17 protein-coding genes are annotated in these 17,039 nt (G+C 56.6%); 9 read left to right on the forward strand and 8 right to left on the reverse strand.

The genetic code is table 11. From position 1 onward, the window contains the following. Nucleotides 1–37: 37 nt before the first annotated feature. Nucleotides 38–1,405 carry a cytochrome c oxidase accessory protein CcoG gene (gene ccoG, locus ABD013_RS03990; protein WP_343802611.1) on the reverse strand — a complete coding sequence of 456 codons (1,368 nt, stop codon included), beginning with the start codon at nt 1,403–1,405 and terminating at the stop codon, nt 38–40. Between the two features lie 215 nt (nt 1,406–1,620). On the opposite strand from ccoG, the gene ABD013_RS03995 reads away from it, so the two are divergent. Beyond that, a complete protein-coding gene (locus tag ABD013_RS03995; protein ID WP_343802615.1) occupies nt 1,621–2,055 on the forward strand; it encodes a VOC family protein in 435 nt (144 codons plus the stop codon). A 47-nt stretch (nt 2,056–2,102) separates the two neighbouring features. Here the strand turns inward: ABD013_RS03995 and mnmH are convergent, their stop codons facing one another. Together mnmH and selD are read right to left on the reverse strand one after the other, a co-directional pair. Next, on the reverse strand, nt 2,103–3,188 hold the full coding sequence (gene mnmH, locus ABD013_RS04000) for a tRNA 2-selenouridine(34) synthase MnmH (protein ID WP_343802618.1): 1,086 nt from the start codon (nt 3,186–3,188) through the stop codon (nt 2,103–2,105). Then, nucleotides 3,188–4,222, reverse strand: coding sequence for a selenide, water dikinase SelD (gene selD, locus ABD013_RS04005; RefSeq protein WP_343802621.1), 1,035 nt, complete (start codon nt 4,220–4,222; stop codon nt 3,188–3,190). The genes mnmH and selD overlap by 1 nt, the downstream gene beginning before the upstream one ends. A gap of 347 nt (nt 4,223–4,569) precedes the next feature. Here selD and ABD013_RS04010 point away from each other — a divergent pair, with 347 nt between their 5' ends. The 3 genes from ABD013_RS04010 to ABD013_RS04020 are packed head-to-tail and all read left to right on the forward strand — an operon-like array spanning nt 4,570 to nt 6,098. Continuing rightward, a complete protein-coding gene (locus ABD013_RS04010; protein ID WP_343802624.1) occupies nt 4,570–4,989 on the forward strand; it encodes a PACE efflux transporter in 420 nt (139 codons plus the stop codon). Between the two features lie 30 nt (nt 4,990–5,019). Next, on the forward strand, nt 5,020–5,628 hold the full coding sequence (locus tag ABD013_RS04015; protein ID WP_343802627.1) for a TetR/AcrR family transcriptional regulator: 609 nt from the start codon (nt 5,020–5,022) through the stop codon (nt 5,626–5,628). Continuing rightward, nucleotides 5,625–6,098 (forward strand): hypothetical protein, encoded by a 474-nt coding sequence (locus ABD013_RS04020; protein WP_343802630.1) that lies wholly within the window; start codon nt 5,625–5,627, stop codon nt 6,096–6,098. Before ABD013_RS04015 ends, ABD013_RS04020 begins: the two co-directional genes overlap by 4 nt. A 14-nt stretch (nt 6,099–6,112) precedes the next feature. Here ABD013_RS04020 and ABD013_RS04025 read toward each other — a convergent pair whose 3' ends face one another. From ABD013_RS04025 to ABD013_RS04040, 4 genes are all read right to left on the reverse strand, one after another. Further along, nucleotides 6,113–6,433 (reverse strand): AzlD domain-containing protein, encoded by a 321-nt coding sequence (locus ABD013_RS04025; RefSeq protein ID WP_343802633.1) that lies wholly within the window; start codon nt 6,431–6,433, stop codon nt 6,113–6,115. Next, entirely contained in the window at nt 6,430–7,128 is a 699-nt protein-coding gene (locus ABD013_RS04030; RefSeq protein ID WP_343802636.1) for an AzlC family ABC transporter permease, read from the reverse strand. Before ABD013_RS04030 ends, ABD013_RS04025 begins: the two co-directional genes overlap by 4 nt. A gap of 83 nt (nt 7,129–7,211) precedes the next feature. Further along, complete coding sequence (locus tag ABD013_RS04035; RefSeq protein ID WP_343802639.1) at nt 7,212–8,039, reverse strand: AraC family transcriptional regulator; 828 nt, start codon at nt 8,037–8,039, stop codon at nt 7,212–7,214. Between the two features lie 143 nt (nt 8,040–8,182). Continuing rightward, a complete protein-coding gene (locus ABD013_RS04040) occupies nt 8,183–8,596 on the reverse strand; it encodes a YgaP family membrane protein (RefSeq protein WP_343802642.1) in 414 nt (137 codons plus the stop codon). Between the two features lie 158 nt (nt 8,597–8,754). On the opposite strand from ABD013_RS04040, the gene ABD013_RS04045 reads away from it, so the two are divergent. After that, nucleotides 8,755–9,441 (forward strand): haloacid dehalogenase type II, encoded by a 687-nt coding sequence (locus tag ABD013_RS04045; protein WP_343802645.1) that lies wholly within the window; start codon nt 8,755–8,757, stop codon nt 9,439–9,441. Between the two features lie 10 nt (nt 9,442–9,451). Here the strand turns inward: ABD013_RS04045 and ABD013_RS04050 are convergent, their stop codons facing one another. Next, nucleotides 9,452–10,498, reverse strand: a complete 1,047-nt coding sequence (locus ABD013_RS04050; protein WP_343802648.1) for an AraC family transcriptional regulator — start codon at nt 10,496–10,498, stop codon at nt 9,452–9,454. A gap of 187 nt (nt 10,499–10,685) precedes the next feature. On the opposite strand from ABD013_RS04050, the gene ABD013_RS04055 reads away from it, so the two are divergent. The 4 genes from ABD013_RS04055 to ABD013_RS04070 are packed head-to-tail and all read left to right on the forward strand — an operon-like array spanning nt 10,686 to nt 17,024. Continuing rightward, nucleotides 10,686–11,864: an acyl-CoA dehydrogenase family protein gene (locus ABD013_RS04055; RefSeq protein ID WP_343802651.1), complete on the forward strand. Its 1,179-nt coding sequence runs from the start codon at nt 10,686–10,688 to the stop codon at nt 11,862–11,864. Between the two features lie 38 nt (nt 11,865–11,902). Next, nucleotides 11,903–13,099, forward strand: coding sequence for a beta-ketothiolase BktB (gene bktB, locus ABD013_RS04060; protein ID WP_343802654.1), 1,197 nt, complete (start codon nt 11,903–11,905; stop codon nt 13,097–13,099). A gap of 18 nt (nt 13,100–13,117) precedes the next feature. After that, a complete protein-coding gene (locus ABD013_RS04065; protein WP_343802657.1) occupies nt 13,118–15,403 on the forward strand; it encodes a 3-hydroxyacyl-CoA dehydrogenase/enoyl-CoA hydratase family protein in 2,286 nt (761 codons plus the stop codon). Between the two features lie 46 nt (nt 15,404–15,449). Beyond that, a complete protein-coding gene (locus tag ABD013_RS04070) occupies nt 15,450–17,024 on the forward strand; it encodes a fatty acyl-CoA synthetase (protein ID WP_343802660.1) in 1,575 nt (524 codons plus the stop codon). The last annotated feature ends 15 nt before the right edge of the window (nt 17,025–17,039 follow it).

Consider the following 17,039-nt stretch of genomic DNA (forward strand, 5'->3'; position numbering starts at 1 on the left):
AAACGCCCGCAGCACAGAGTGCTGCGGGCGATACCCGTTATTGTTTTGGAACGGGGCGCGCCAGGAAGGTGGTCTGCTTGCTCGCTGCAACAGATAGGCCATTAAAGTTGAAGGCCAGTTCCGATCTCGATGTGTCTACATCCGATGCGCATACGCGGTAGGGTACCCAGGCAGAGCCGGTTTCACGCATATCAATCTGCAAGGGACCAAAGAGTTCATAGTCCCGGTCACCGATAACGGAGACGTTGATCATCGACTCTGTATCGGCAAAGCTTTCGACCTTGACCCTGTAGGTATTACAGAAGGTATCTTCATCCAGCTGGATAAACAGGGCATTGCGATCACGGCGCACCTCGACCAGCAGGCTGGTTGTTGAGGTGAACCCATAGAGCACAGCCGCTGTCGCACAGACGATCGCCGTACCATAGCCAATCAGGCGAGGGCGCATGAAGCGAGGCTTGTCGGCTGACAGTTCCGTTTCCGATGCAAAACGGATCAGGCCCCTGGGTTTGTTGAGCTTATCCATCACCATATCGCAGGCATCGATGCAGGCGCCGCAGTCGATACAGGCCGCCTGAAGACCGTTGCGGATATCGATGCCAGTGGGACAAACCTGCACACAGAGGCCGCAATCAACGCAGTCACCGCTGTTGTTGCCCTGCGCTCGTTTGTGAGAGCGTGGTTCGCCCCGTTTAACGTCATAGGCCACGGTGCGCGTGTCTCGGTCGAACATGACGCCCTGAAAGCGGGAGTAGGGGCAGGCGTGCAGGCAGATCTTTTCCCGTACCAGGCCGGCATTGGCGTAGGTCAGTCCGGCCATGATCAGCAGCCAGCCGCCCAGTGCCGGCGACAACTGAAGTGTAAATAGAGCGTCGGTGATCTCTCGAACCGGTATGAAATAGCCAGTGAAGGTGATGGCGGTGGCAAATGAAAGCAGCCACCACAGCAGGTGCTTGGCAGTTCGACGCAGCAACAGTTCGGTTGTCAGTCCTTTTTGCTCCTGCTTGGCTCGCTTGCTGGCACGGCCCTCAGTGAAGTCCTCGATGCGAATGAACAGCCAGGTCCAGATGCTTTGCGGACAGGCAAAGCCGCACCAGACCCGCCCCCAGGCAACTGCCATAAAGAACAGCAGGCAGGCCCCCGCGATCATCAGGCCCGCCAGCAGTGGCAGATCATGCCAGGACAGGGCAGAACCAAACAGAATGATGCGTCGTTGCTCGAAGGAGAACAACAACCAGGGAGTGCCATCGACCTGGATCCAGACAAGACCGAAAAACAGGGCAATCAGTGGCCAGGTGGTCAATCGGCGAAGGTTCTGGAAACGCCCTTCGATCAGACGTACATGGAATTTCCCGTCTTTGGCAAAGGCAGGCGTATGTTCTTGGACAACAGGTATTTTTTCCATCGTGATGATCCGCTAGAAACTTCTGCGGCAGGTTACGCGTGTAATCCGGGTATATACAGGTATAAAAATTTTAAAAATGATAGGGACAGATTGAACGGTTTTGCATCACTTCACAGTGCGAGAATTCAATTTTTTATACGGATGTCCCGCTGCGAACCTGGGCCTATACTTTGATTGGCCATCATCGCCCAGCGATCAATTGAGGTGATTAATCTATGAACGTGGAAATGCAGCAGCGTGTCAGTGTCATCACACTGGGGGTTGAAAGCCTGGACCGGTCACGCACTTTCTACGAATCCATGGGATGGAGCGCCGGTGTCTGTGAAGGGCAGATTGTCTTTTTCCAGCTGAACGGGCTCATTCTTGCACTCTATCCTCGCGAGGCGTTGGCTGAAGATGCGAAGATGAACCCTGGTGGGGCTGGTTTCAAGGGCATTACGCTGGCCTACAATACGGCCTCTCACGAGGAAACCGACGTGATTCTGGCAAGAGCGGTCGAGGCCGGGGGGCAGCTGGTCAAGCCGGCTCAGAAGGTCTTCTGGGGTGGTTACTCGGGCTATTTTGCCGACCCCGATGGACACCTTTGGGAAGTCGCCTTCAACCCTTTCTGGCGCCTGGATGAGGAGGGCAACATCCACCTGAGTGGATGAACGGCAATTAGCAGGCCGTTCACCCCAGGTTGAGGGCGCAAACAGGGCTATTGCGACAGGTATTCCAGCACTTCAGCACGGTTGCCGCGGAAAACGATCCGTGACGCATTGCGTTCACTCTGGAAGCAGTACATGGGGTCGTAATACTCGCTCAATAGTGCCGAGATCCAGTCCCTGTGCAGGGCGGTATCGCCGGTCTGCTGCTGAATTGTCAGCGCTTGGTCCATAATATCGGCAAGGCGCTGATAACGCTCACTGCCGAGGCGCTTGGTGATGTTTTTCAGGCTCTGGCGCAGGCGAGCGGCATAGGCAGGGAAGCCTTCATCTTCGCCCTTGAGTTCGGTGAACTCGGCGGAGAGATCAATTACATAGTCCTTGAGGATACGCTCGACACGGCTGTCGAGGCTGTCTTCCAGCCATACCAGCGGAGAATCGACAAAGCGGCGGTGCAGTTCAAGCGGAACATGGCAACTGCCGATGGCGCGGTTTTCATCTTCGACCACGAAGTGGTTGATCCCCTCAGCACGCTTGCGCAGGATATCGATTGCCAGGGCGTTCTCGAAGTTGATCTGTGTCGGCTGGGGCAGTGCATGACGACCGAAGCTGGAGCCCCGGTGGTTGGCATGTCCCTCCAGGTTGAGAGCATTGTCCAGCTGAAGCAGCAACTCGGTCTTGCCACAACCGGTTAAACCACCCAGTTGAATGAAGCTGCATTGTTCGGCAGCCTCATTCAGTGTCTCGATCAGGAAGCCACGTAGCGCCTTGTAGCCACCGATAATCATCGGGTAGTCGATGCCGGCGTCGTGCAGCCATTGCTGGGTAATGCGCGAGCGCAGGCCACCACGGAAACAGTACAGATAGCCTTCAGGGTTGGCTTGGGCAAACTCCACCCAGGCACGAACACGTTCGTCCTTGACGGCACCGTCTACAAGACGATGTCCCAGCTTGATGGCAGCCTCCTGACCATGCTGCTTATAGCAGGTACCGACCTTATGGCGCTCGTCATCGGTCATCAGTGGCAGGTTCTGGCTGGTCGGGAAGGTACCCTTGGCAAACTCGACCGGCGCACGGGTATCGATCAGCGGCACGCCGCTCAGAAAGATCTTGCGATAGTCTTCGCTGTTATTGCGCATCAAAACACCTCAACCGCGAACTCACCTGCGGTGACCAGTTCACCAATCGGTTGCAGTGACAGGCCAAGTTCATCAGCGCTGGCCAGGAACGCCTGTTCTGCTTCCGGTTTGACCGCGACCAGCAGGCCGCCACTGGTTTGAGGGTCACACAGGAGCTGTTTCTGGTCAGCGTCGAGGCTGGCAACACGATGCCCATAGCTATCGAAGTTGCGCCCGGTTCCACCCGGTACACAGCCTTCAGCCAGATAGTGATCGATACCGACAATGCGCGGTACAGCCTCGTAGTTCAGTCGGGCGGTCAAGCCACTGCCATCGGCCATCTCAACCAGGTGGCCCAACAGACCGAAGCCGGTCACATCGGTCATGGCGCAGACACCTTCCAGCGCAGCAAAGCACTGCCCGGCACTGTTGAGTGTACACATGAGATCACGGGCAACACCCACATCATCGCTGCGCAGCTTGCCCTGCTTCTCGGCAGTGGTGAGGATACCGATGCCCAGTGGCTTGGTCAGATAGAGTCGGTTGCCGGCTTCGGCGCTGTCATTACGTTTCAGGCGGTCCTTGTCGACACGTCCGGTGACCGCAAGGCCGAAAATGGGCTCGGGTGCATCGATGGAATGACCACCTGCCAGTGGCATGCCCGCTGCATCGCACACAGAGCGCGCACCCCGAATCACTTCACCGGCCACTTCGGCCGGAATCAGGTTGATCGGCCAGCCCAGAATGGCGATCGCCATCATCGGTGTGCCGCCCATGGCATAAATATCACTGATGGCATTGGTGGCGGCAATGCGGCCGAAGTCGTACGGGTCATCAACGATTGGCATGAAGAAATCGGTGGTCGAGACAATGCCGGTTTTCTCGTCAAACGCATAAACCGCAGCATCGTCACGAGAGGCGTTGCCGACCCAGAGGTGTGGGTCCAGTGTCTGAGAGCCACTGCCTGACAGAATGGTATCCAGTACCGCAGGGGAAATCTTGCAGCCGCAACCTGCACCGTGACTGTACTGGGTTAAACGAATGGCGTCAGACATGGAATTACCTCTGTAACAAATAGGGCAACCAGCGAACCTGGTCTTGAATGCGGCAAAACTATCTGGCTGTCTCGATACAGTCAACTTTCAGGTGCGCAGGAACGATTGACGTATAAGTTACCAATGGTAACTTATACGGGTGGGCTAATTTTCTGGAATTTGTTGGAGCATTGGAATGTTGACCTTTTTGGCAGGAGAAAAGTCTCTCAGTATAAGGGTTTTGGCCCTGGCTGCTGATCGCGTGCCTGACCTGTTAAAGCGGCATGCATCCACCTGCACACACTGTCCGCAGCGACGATGACCTGAACACAGAGCTGTCTCATGTCATGTTCAAGCGGAGTAGTCTCATGCAAGGGTTCAAGCGCAAGGCCACCTATGTGGTGTTATATGAATTCATTTCTCTGGTTCTGATCAGTACGGCGTTCTATCTCTATTCGGATAAGGATGCTGCCCATTCGGGCATGTTGGGCGTGATCACGGTCGTGGTCGCGATTGTCTGGAATCTGGCCTACAACAGCCTGTTCGAATTCTGGGAGTCGCGGCAGGTCGTGCGCGGACGCAGTCTCGCTCGCAGAATCAGTCATGCGGTGGGGTTCGAGGTGGGTCTGGTGGCGATGACACTGCCGCTGTTCGCCTGGTGGCTTGATCTGAGCCTTCTGGATGCTTTTCTGCTGGATGCTGGGTTGACGCTGTTCTTCATGTTCTTCACCTTTGTTTACAGCTGGTGTTTTGATCGCGTGTTCGGTCTGCCACTGGCGGCGCAGTAAATCAAACCGTTCAGGATCTGGTAGCCCTTAATGACACAAACCCGGATGAGCAAGACCGACCGACGCGAACAGCTGCTAGGGCTGGCCGCCGAGATTGTGCGTAAAGAGGGAGCTGAACGGCTGACCTTGCTGACGCTGGCAGAGCGTGCCGGCGTCAGCAAGCCGGTGACCTATAACCACTTTGGTGATCGCAAGGGGTTACTGGTTCAGCTGTATCAAGGCTATGACGAACGGCTGGTGCAGGATATACGGGGTCTTGACCAAGCCTGTGCCCCGACGCTGGAAGGGCTGGCTCACAAGCTGGCGATGGCCTATTTCGAGTGCACTTTGCGCAACGGCGAAGTGTACGATGCCGTTGTTGCGGCCCTGTGTAACTATCCTGAATACCGTGACCTGCGTATACGCATCTGCCGGTACTTCGTAGATTTCTATCACGAATTATTTGGACCCGTTGTGCAACTGGAGCCGAGTCAATCTCTGGGGGATTTGATCTCGATTTATGGTGCCAGTGATGAGTTGGCACGGGCATTGACCGGGGGGCTTTTATCCAAGGCAGAGGCCGTGGATGCGCTCAGTACCTTGATCATCAGGACGCTGGGTGGTGGCATTAGACCCTCTGCAGATGGAAGGTTGGAATGATCGGTAAAGAGATGGATGTTGAAGTACTTGATCATCTACTGAATACGTTCAGGCTGTTGGGTGAATCGTACCTATGGCGCCTATGCCTGGTGATAACCACACCAGTAGTAGCACTATTCCATGTTGGCAGTGGTCTGTTGTTCGTCTGTATGCTTTGTGGTGTCGGCCTTTATGTACGTAGTGCGCGTCTGGCGGGCCTGTTGGGGTGGTATATGGTGACACTCACACTCCTGCTCTATTACTCGGCACCCGAAGCGGGCCACTTCATTGAACTGCTGTTGCGCGCACCTGCACGCAATAGCTCACCTGCCATATCGACACAGGATGTGCTTAATGCCATACCTCAAACCTGGAACAACCGTTTGTTCTGGGCCTTGTTGTTTGGTCTGCGTGGCGGCTTCATTATCGGCTTGGGACTCGGCATGCTGGGCCGGATGCTGTGGGGCTATAACCCTCGGCTGCGCTACTGAATTATCGGCTGGCTTTATCCGCTTGAATGCAAAAATCGGGACAACATGAAAACAACCAGGCTGAGCGTGACGGTCAGCAGGGTTTTTCCGGTCAGCTTCATGCAAACCGCCGCGATCACCGCACCCAGAAGATACGGATTCATCGGCTCCAGTTGCAGTGTCTGGTTTTGCACAAAAATCATGGGAGCAATCACGGCAGCCAGCACGGCCGGTATCGAAAAGCTCAGAAAGTGCAGCAGGCGTGGCCCGGGCCGAATAGGGAGTAGAGGCTCCAGAAACAGATAACGGCTTAAAAAGACGATCAGGGTCATTCCCAGAATCAGCAGCTCCATCATGTGCTCTTTTCTCCCCGGTATCGACTGCACAGGTAGCCACAGCCCATTCCTGCCAGCATGGACACCAATAACCCGCCGGGTAACAGGATCAGGTGGGTCAGTACGGCGGTGAACGCAGATGCAAACACGCAAACCCAGGCTGGGCGGTTGCTCAATACGGGTACCAGCAGCGCGATGAAAATCGCCACAACTGCAAAGTCCAACCCCAGCGTCGACAAGTCTGGCAGGTGCTGACCCGCCAGAATGCCGGCCAGTGTGGCCAGATTCCATCCCGCATAGAAGCTGAAACCGGCACCGATTAAAAACCATCGGCAGAAATGCTGGCTTTGAGCATGACGAATGACGAAGAGTTCGTCGGTCAGCAGAAAGCCCAGTGCGGCACGCCAGCGAACCGGCAGACATTGCACATCCTGGCGCATGGCCAGGCCGTAGAGAAAGTGTCGTGAAGTGATCAGCAGGGTGGTCAACAATATGGAAGCCATCCCGGCACCGGACTCGAGCATCCCTATGGCAACCAGCTGAGATGCGCCGGCAAATACGCTCAAAGATAACAGTTGGGTATGCAACGCACTCAAGCCGGATTCCACTCCGTAGGCCCCAACAAGAATCCCCCAGGGAATTACCGCCAGCGTGAGAGGGAGAATCATGCGAGTGCCGGCCAGCATCTGCTGGATAGGTGAAACCGTGTCGGTCATCAGATCTGCTCCTGGTCAATGGGAAACCAAGAGTAGGGTGTTAGTCAGGATCAGACTTGTATGTAATTGCGCGCTGCTCAGTTCTATTGATGGAAGCGGGCAAACTGTCCGGGCGTCACACCCAGCGCCTTTTTGAAATGGCGGCTGAGATGGCTTTGGTCATGAAAGCCTGCCTGAACCGCCGTCCCGGCAAGGGATTCACCGGCCCGGATGAGACGCTTGGCCAGTCTGATGCGTGCCTGTATCTGATAGGCGTGGGGTGGCAGTCCAAAGCAGTCCTGGAACTGACGAATCAAATGAAACACGCTGACCCCGCTCAAGCGCGAGAGGTCCTCCAGTGAAATGTCAGCCTCGGGCTGGTCATCCAGAAACTGGCGTACCAACTCCATGCGTGCACGCGCGGCGGATGGATTCTGAAGCTCGGGGCGTATACTGGCATGACGCTGGATCAGTTTGAGCAGCGTGTTATACACCAGGGTTTCGCGCAGCAGCCGGTTGTCGGAGGTATCAAGATGGTTGAACGCGAGCCTGAACAGGCCGGCAAGCTCGGGATCTTCCACTACAGGGGATGGGAAGTAGATAGAGCCTTTAACAGGCAAACCGGCCTCGCGTTGCACCTGTGCCAACTGTTCCGATAATGGATAGATCGCCTGATAGGCCCAGCCGTTCTCTGTGGCGGAATGACCGTCATGCACCTCATCATGATTAACCAGAATAATGCTGTTCTGTGGGGCAAGGTGGCGTGCGCCATTGCGCAAAAAGCGTTGAGCGCCGGTCGTAATGACGCCAAAGCAGTAGCCTTCATGCGTATGGCGAGAAAAGGTCTGCCGGTGGTATTGGGCTCTGAGGTATTCCAAACCACCCAGTTCGTCTACGGTTTTATACTCGGCCTGTTCGCGTGGTTTGCTCATGGCGTTAGTTTAACCTGAACAGGCTGGCAGAATTGTACAAAATTGCTGTGTGCGGCCAGTCAATATGGCAATCATGTCAATGACCGATCCTGCAAACAGAAAGGCCGCTCCCGGATGAAAAGATGGGAGCGGCCTTGGCATCGTCAAGCCGGGTGTGTTGGCTTGAAGCCCAGCAGTTTGGCCACCAGGATAGCAGGGCACCAGCCGGTAAAGGCCGACTGAATCAGGCTAAGGCCAATAATAAGCGTAAGGACCAGCAGAGCTTGGGGCAGCAGGGCCAGTATCACCGACAGGCTGGTAGCCAGAATCAATACACCGGCGATGATATGCACACCCTGGTTGATGCTCATTCCCTGGCTGTCACAAACTTCGTCCTTCAAACCCAGTATACGGAAAATGGTCATTGCCGGGCACCAGCGGGTAAACGCCGATTGCAGCAGGTTGAAGCCGACAAAGGCGGTCAGCGAAAGCCACAGCGGGCTATGGTAGTAACTCAGAACCAGGCTCAGGGTAACAACAGACCCGGCCATCAGGCGCAGGGCGGCATTCAGCGTCATGGTTGTGCTCCATTTCATTAGAGATATCTGAATTATATATTAGTATCTGTTTATGTATAGGTGTTTGCTAAGGTGATCAGTACCTCTACGGTTGGTCTTGGATCATGGCCACTGCTAAGGTACATATTCCTCAAGCATCGAAGACATATGAGGCGACCATGGCCACAACACTCGCATTTGATGTATATGGAACCCTTATAGATACACAGGGCGTTCTAAGCCTGTTGGAAATGATGATAGGGGAAGCGGCTCCGGCTTTTTCGCAAACCTGGCGTTCAAAACAGCTGGAGTACAGTTTCCGTCGTGGTTTGATGCGTATGTACACCGATTTTTCGATATGTACTCGTGATGCGCTCGAATATTGCTGCCAGTCATACCAGCAACCATTGAATGATGCGCAAAAAAAGCAGTTGTTGGAATTTTATAAGGAATTACCAGCATTCCCCGATGTGAGAGCTGCATTAGCGGAACTCCAGCAGGGCGGGTTCAGACTGTTCGCCTTTTCCAACGGCAGCGCTGCAACAGTTGAAACCTTGTTGCAACATGCCGGGATTCGGCAATATTTCGAGGGTGTCGTCAGTGTGGAGGAGCAGCGTTCCTTCAAGCCGGACCCGGGAGTGTACAGCTATTTTCAGCGCGAGGCCGTAACCAGCGGCAGTCCCGCGTGGCTGGTTTCAGGCAACTCCTTCGATGTGATTGGTGCAATAGCCTCGGGTATGCAGGCAGCATGGGTTAGCCGTTCTCCGGATGCCGTTTTCGATCCCTGGGGTATTGAACCAACCCTGACGGTAAGCGACTTGGCCGAGCTTGTTAAGGCACTAAGAGATAACCTACAGCACTCCTGAGTGTGCATCACTATGCCCGTTGTGTTTTTCGCCACTGCGCCGGTGACAGGCCGGTCCAGCGTTTGAAGGCCCGACAGAAGGCAGCCGCTTCGGCAAAACCACTCTGTTCCGCCACTTCCTGCACACTGAGATGCTCACTGGTCAGCAACTTGAGTGCAAAGTCCTGGCGTAAGGATTCCTTGATCTGTCGGATGGACGAGCCTTCCTCGTGCAGTCGACGGCGCAGGGTGCGTGGGGCGATCGCCAGCATCTCACTGACCTGTTCCAGTTCCGGCATCTGGTCGAGGTCATAGCGTTGCAGCAGGACTTTGATCCGAGTCTGCAGGCTGTTGTCACGTACGGGTCGATGCAGAATCACGGCCGGACAGTCCTGCAGGAAACCCTGTAATTCAGTGGCATTGCGGATGATCGGCAGCTGCAGATAGCGAGGGTGCAGATAAAAACCGGTCATTGGCTGGCTGTAGAGCAGCTCGCCCAGAAACATGGCGCGATATTCCCGAACATGTTCGGGGGCCGGGTAGGCAAAACAGGTGCTGGCAAGTGGCAGCTGTTGACCGACCAGCCAGCTGGCAAAGCGCTGCCACATCAGCATGATGAACTCCTGCAACAGATGGTCGGGGTCTTTACATGCATGCTGCAGTTCCAGGCGGAAGAAAGCCAGAGGCGGCTGGTCCGAGTCTTCAAGCTGAAGACCGATCGCCAGATCATCCGACATGGCCGTGTAGAAACGCGCGCTCTGCTGCATCATCCCTCCCAGCGTCTTGGCCCCTTGGGCCAACTCTGCCATCAGGGAAAATACACCACGCTTGCAGGTGCGAGTTGCCAATCCCATGAATTCATCGCCGGTAAAACGCCAGACGGCCTTGATCAGCTCACTAAGCTGATGCTCGGTGATCAACTGTTCGCGCTGGTCAAGCCATGAAGCCGGAATCCCGGCGGCTGCCATCAGCAATTTGGCATCTGCACCTCTGTGCAGGGCTCCCGTGATGCTGGCGCGGATGTAATGATTGGCAATATGCGCCTTCTGGGACGGCTGTGGCAGTTCCCTTGTTTCCATGCGTTCTCTCCGTTCATGCATGAACCATCATCGGATGGGTATCTCTCTCCAGTGTGCAATCAGTGGCCTCCAGGATCAATTAAAACGACCCCGGGCATCATTCATTGTTGTGATTCAAAGCTCTTTAATGGTCCAAAAGGTTCACCGGACGGTGGCCCCAATACCAGAACAAAAAGAAGGGCTCAGTATGAACGTACAGGCACAGTCCACTGCCGATTCAGCGGGCGGCAACCAAGACCGGGCGCTGTTTGAAGAGATGGTACGACGCATTCTGCAACAGGAAGTCGCACCGGAGTATGAACACTGGGAAGAAGCGCACCAGGTACCGAGAGAGCTCTGGAACCGTCTGGGTGAGTCGGGGTTGCTGGGTGTGGATCTGCCCGAGGAGCTGGGTGGTTCTGGTGCCGGTGTCGATATCTGCCTGATGATCTGTGAAGAGATCTCGCGTCAGGGGTTCGGAGGTCTGGCCAGTGGTTTCAACATCCACGCCAATATCGTCATGCCCTATGTTTTGCATCTGGGCAGTGAGGCGCAGAAGCAGTACTGGCTGCCACGTATGGCCAGTGGGGAAGTGGTCGGTGCTATTGCCATGACCGAGCCCGGTGCCGGCAGTGATCTGGCCGCCATGCGCACCACGGCTGAAAAGGTTGAGGGCGGCTGGAAACTGAACGGTGCCAAGGTGTTCATCACTAATGGTCAGTTGGCCGATATGGTCATTATCTGTGCCAAGAGCGACCCGAGTGCCGGTGCCCGAGGCGTCTCCCTGTTTCTGGCCGATACCCGACTGCCGGGCTTCTCACGTGGCAATTCCCTTCGCAAAATCGGCCAGCATGCCAGCGATACCGCTGAACTCTTCTTCGATGACCTGATCCTGCCGGACGATGCCTTGCTGGGTGAGGAGGGCAAGGGGTTTGCCTACCTGATGCAGGAACTCCCCCGTGAGCGTCTTGGCGTCGGTGCTCAGGCGTTGGGAGCGATCGAAGGTGCTCTGCAGCTGACGCTGGAATATGTCCAGGAGCGCCGTGCCTTTGGTCAGCGCATCGCCGATTTCCAGAACACACGCTTTACCCTTGCGCAGATTCGAGCCGAGCTTGAGATGGGGCGTGCCTATTTCACCCAGTGCCTGCAGCGTTATTCCGGTGGCGAAATGAATACTACCGATGCGGCAGCACTCAAGTTGATGCTGAGCGAAATGCAGTGCCGTGCGGTCGATCAATGCCTGCAGCTGTTTGGTGGCTATGGCTACACGCTGGAATATCCGATCTCGCGTTTCTATGTGGATGCACGCATCCAGACGATCTATGCCGGCACTTCCGAGATCATGAAAGAAGTGATTGCCCGCGACATGCTGGGCCGTGCGGGCTAAGCCTGCTCTGAACCAATAAGAACAAGAGGAATAACCCGATGACCGAGACAATCAACCTTCAGGATGTCGTAATCCTTGCCGGCGCACGTACTGCGATCGGCGATTTCGGCGGCAGTTTATCCGCCTACACCCCGGCTGAGTTGGGCACCTTCGCAGGGCGTGCCGCCATTGAGCGCGCGGGCGTGGATGCGGCCGAGATCGACCACTCGGTTTTTGGTCACATCATCACGACCAGCCCCCAGGATGCCTATCTGTCACGCCATATCGCACTGAATTGCGGTCTGCCGGACAGTTCTGCTGCCCTGAACGTCAATCGCTTGTGCGGCTCGTCGGTACAGTCGCTTATATCGGCAGCCCAGCTGATCCAGGCTGGAGCCAGCCGCATGGCCCTGGCCGGAGGCGCGGAAAGCATGAGCCGGGGTGCCTATCTGTTGCCGAATATGCGTTTCGGTCAGCGCATGGGCGATGCCAAGGCGCTTGATATGACGGTTGGTATTCTCAGTGATCCTTTTGGCAGTGGTCATATGGGCATCACGGCCGAAAATATCGCCGATCAGTATGGCTTTACCCGTGAACAGCTGGACCAGTATGCCAGTGACAGCCACCGGAAAGCGGCCGCCGCAATCAATGCCGGTCATCTGGCGACCCAGATCGTTCCGGTGCCGGTTCGTAAGGGGCGTGAAACACTGCCTTTTACTCAGGATGAGCATGTGCGGGCTGACATTTCCTTTGACGGGCTGCAGAAATTGCGAGCCGCCTTCAAGCAGGACGGAATGGTCACTGCCGGTAACGCATCCGGCATCAACGATGGGGCGGCGGCACTGGTATTGACTACACAGCAGGAAGCGCAGAACCGCGGACTTACCCCCAGAGCGCGCTTTGTCAGCTTTGCTTTTGCCGGCGTGGAGCCGCACCTGATGGGCCTGGGACCAATTCCGGCGGTGAAGCGTGCGCTTCAGAGTGCAGGCCTGAGCATGGCCGATATCGATATCATCGAGTCCAATGAGGCGTTTGCGTCCCAGGCGATGGCCGTTGCGCAAACATTGGAATTTGACCCGAGCCAGGTCAACGTCAATGGCGGTGCCATCGCCCATGGTCACCCGGTTGGTGCCACTGGCTCGATCATCACCCTCAAGGCGTTGTATGAGCTGGAGCGGATCGGTAAAAAGCGCGCGCTGATCACCATGTGTATCGGCGGCGGCCAGGGTATTGCCCTGATCATTGAACGCATCTGAGTGCAGTGAGTCATGAATATGAATACATGTAAACCGATTCAGACGGTCGCGGTCATCGGCGCGGGTGTCATGGGTGCCGGCATCGCGGCACAGGCGGCCAATGGTGGTGCCCGGGTGATCCTGCTCGATATTCCTCCGGCTGGAGTGGCCGCGGATGCACCCGCTGAAGCGCGCAATGCCATCGCCGCAGGTGCGCTGTCCCGAATGCTCAGGGGTGGCTCAACGGGGGCATTGATGGATGCCTCGGTGGCCGAGCGTATGCAGGTGGGCAATACCGAGGATGATCTGGAACTGTTACGTGAAGCGGACTGGATTGTCGAGGTGATCGTGGAGCGCCTGGATATCAAACAGGCGCTCTATCGCCGGATTGAAGAAGTGCGTGCTCCCGACGCCATCGTATCTTCCAACACGTCCACCATTCCACTGGCAACGCTGATGGAAGGGATGCCGTCGAGCCTGCGCGAACACTTTGTCGTCACCCATTTCTTCAACCCGCCACGGTACATGCGCCTGTTGGAACTGGTGACCTCGGAAGAAACGTTGACCGAAGTAGCACAGCGTATCGACGCCTTTATCGATCATGGCATGGGTAAGACAGTCATCCAGTGCAACGACCGTCCTGGCTTCATCGCCAACCGCCTGGGGGTGTATTGGATGCAGGTCGCCCTGCAGGAAGCCATTGCGCTGGGCCTGAGTGTCGAGGATGCCGATGCCGTGATGCAGGTCTGCGGTTTCCCGAAAACCGGGATATTTGGTCTCTGGGATCTGGTCGGGATCGACCTGATGCCGGAAGTGACCGCCAGCCTGAGTCGTCTGTTGCCGTCCGATGATCCGTTTCAGGATTATGCCGGAACGGTTCCGGTGATCGAGCAGATGGTCAGCAACGGCTGGTTCGGGCGCAAGGGGCGGGTACTCCAGGGTTTCTATCGCCAGTCAGTTTCAGATGATGGGTGCAAGGTCCGCGAAGTGCTGGATCTGGCAACCGTTGCACATCGTGCCCCCAAAGCCTCCGAGCTGGCTTCGGCCCAGCTGAAACCGGGGCAGGTCAGGGAGCTGATTGCAACTGAAGATGCAGGCGGTCTTTATGCCTGGCGAGTGCTGTCACGCGTGCTGGATTACGCCAGTCGAATGGTGCCGGATGTGGCCGCGGAAATTGATTCAATCGATGCGGCGATGCGGTTGGGATACAACTGGCGCTTTGGCCCGTTCGAGCTGCTCGACCTGATCGGTACGGCTGAATTTATGGCTCGCATGAGGGTTGATGGCCAGGACTGCAGCAGCTTCCTGCAGCAGGCTGATGGTCAGGTTTGTTACAGGGATGGTCAGCAGCTGGACGAACAGGGTCAATATCAGCCCAGAGAACCGGCGGCCGGCATCATCGACTGGAGCCGTATTGTGCGCAAAGCACCGATTCATCAGTTCGAGCGTTCTGTCCTGCGCGAGCTGGACGCTGATGCCTGGTGCCTTGAATTCAACAGCCGGGTCAACGCCTTGAGCAACCAGTTGCTGGATGAGATCGAGGCGGCACTGTCCGAAGCCATCGCTGCCAACAAGGCCCTGATCCTGTACAGCGATACCGGTATTTTTGCGGCCGGTGCGGATCTCAAGGAGTTCCTGTCCATGGTCGAGCAGGACGGTGCCATTGATGCCTACATGCGTCGTGGCCAGCGCCTGTTCTGTGCCATCAGCCAGGCACCCGTACCGGTTGTAGCGGCTGTGGCTGGCAAGGCACTGGGTGGCGGGCTGGAGCTGATGTTCCATTGCAACCGCATCCAGGCCTATGCGGAAAGCAATCTGGGGCTGGTCGAGACAAGCGTTGGCATCGTACCAGGCTGGGGCGGGTGCCGGGAGTTGCTGGCGCGCTGCGCCGAGCGTTTCGGTGCTGAGCAGGCCATTGCCAAGACGTTTGACCTCATCGCTGCAGCGAAGGTGACGGGTTCAGCGCTGGAGGCTAGGCAGATGGGCTTGCTGCGTGACTCTGATGGCATCAGCATGAACCGGGATCGGTTACTGACCGATGCTATAGCCCAGGCGCGCAGTCTGCGCGAGAATGCACAAGGCAAAGGCTTCGATGGCTTGGGGGCGATGCTTGAGGCGACCCCGGAGCTTGAAGCCGCAGAAGGCAGTTATCAGGCTGTGCTGGAACAGCGCCTGCTGACTCTGTTGAATGAAGCAACCCGTGCCGGCTGGTTCGAGGGATTCGGTGACCTCGAACGCGCGTGCAACCTCGACCTGTTGCAAAACCCGGCGTCCCTGCAACGTATGCAGGCGCTTCTGGAAACCGGGAAACCGTTACGTAACTGAATGCTCGGAAACGCTAAAACAATAAGAATTGAGGTGTGACATGCATATGGCAATTGAAACGCAGACTTTGATCCAGCAGGCCACTCGTAACACCATCGGCGATGCCTTGCGTCGCACGGCGATGCAGCGCCCCAGCCAGACCGCACTGACCTACGCTGAGCGCAGCTGGGAGTATCAGGCTTTGGATCAAGCGGTTAACCGGGTGGCTAATCACCTGTTGGCGCTGGGGCTGCAGAAAGGGGACAGGGTTGCGGCCTATGGCAAGAACTCGGACGCCTACCTGATTCTATGGCTGGCGTGTACCCGTGCCGGGCTGATCCATGTACCGGTCAACTTCTCGCTGACCGAACGCGAGCTGGTCTATGTGCTGACTCAGTCAGGGGCGCGGGCGCTGTTTGCTGACGACAGCCTGAAGGGCTTTATCGACGAGATCGGTGATCAGCTGCACCTGGCCATTCAGGGCAGCCTGCACAGCACAACGCCGGCAGCGAAGGGTTTTGACATCCTGGCTGTGGCAACAGGAAGTGGCAGTGATCAGGCACCAGAGGTCGAGCTGGCCGATACCGACGTGGTACAGATCCTCTACACCTCGGGTACAACCTCCGATCCCAAGGGGGCCATGCACACTCACCGTTCATTGATGGCGGAATATTCCAGCTGTCTGCTGCACCTGGATATCAAACCATCGGACCGTTGTTTGGCGGCACTGCCACTGTATCACTCGGCACAGATGCATGTGTTTACCATGCCCTCTTTACTGGCGGGAGCGTTCAGTTGTCTGCTGGATACACCGACACCCGCTGTGATCCTGCAGCTGCTGAAGGAAAAACAGCTGAACAGTTTCTTTGCACCGCCCACGGTCTGGATCTCGCTGCTGCACCATGATCAGTTTATTGAATCCGAGCTGCAGCATCTGCAGAAGCTCTACTACGGTGCCTCCATCATGCCGGAGCCGATCGTCAAGGAACTGGGAGAACGCCTGCCGCTGTCAGGCCTCTACAACTGCTACGGTCAGAGCGAAATTGCACCACTGGCAACGGTATTGGCACCGGAGGAGCACAAGGACCGCCCGGCATCCTGCGGACGCCCGATCATCAGTGTGGAAACCCGCATCATCGATCCCGCAACCGGTGAGGAGTGTGCGCCCGGTGAGCAGGGCGAGCTGGTACACCGCTCACCGCAACTGATGATCGGTTACTGGGACAAGCCGGAGGAAACGGCAGAAGCCTTTGCCGGGGGCTGGTTCCACTCGGGGGATCTCGGTTACCGCGATGAGCAGGGCTATATCTGGATCGTGGATCGCATCAAGGACATCGTCAATACCGGTGGTGTACTGGTGGCCAGTCGCGATGTGGAAGAGGCGCTCTATACCCATCCGGGTGTCGACGAAGTGGCGGTGATCGGCGTGCCCGATGAAAAATGGATCGAGGCGATCGCTGCAGTGGTGGTGCTGAAGCAGGATGCAGAACCGGATGCTGAAGCACTGATCCGCCACGCAAGGGAGAACCTGGCGCCCTTCAAGGTACCCAAGCATGTGCACTTCGTGCAGCAGTTGCCCAAGAATACCTCCGGCAAACTGCTCAAGCGTGCGCTGCGCCAGCAGTTCGGTACATCCGTCTAGGACAGGTTCGGTGGG

The sequence above is a fragment of the Marinobacterium maritimum genome (assembly GCF_039523155.1).
Taxonomy (GTDB): Bacteria; Pseudomonadota; Gammaproteobacteria; order Pseudomonadales; family Balneatricaceae; genus Marinobacterium; species Marinobacterium maritimum.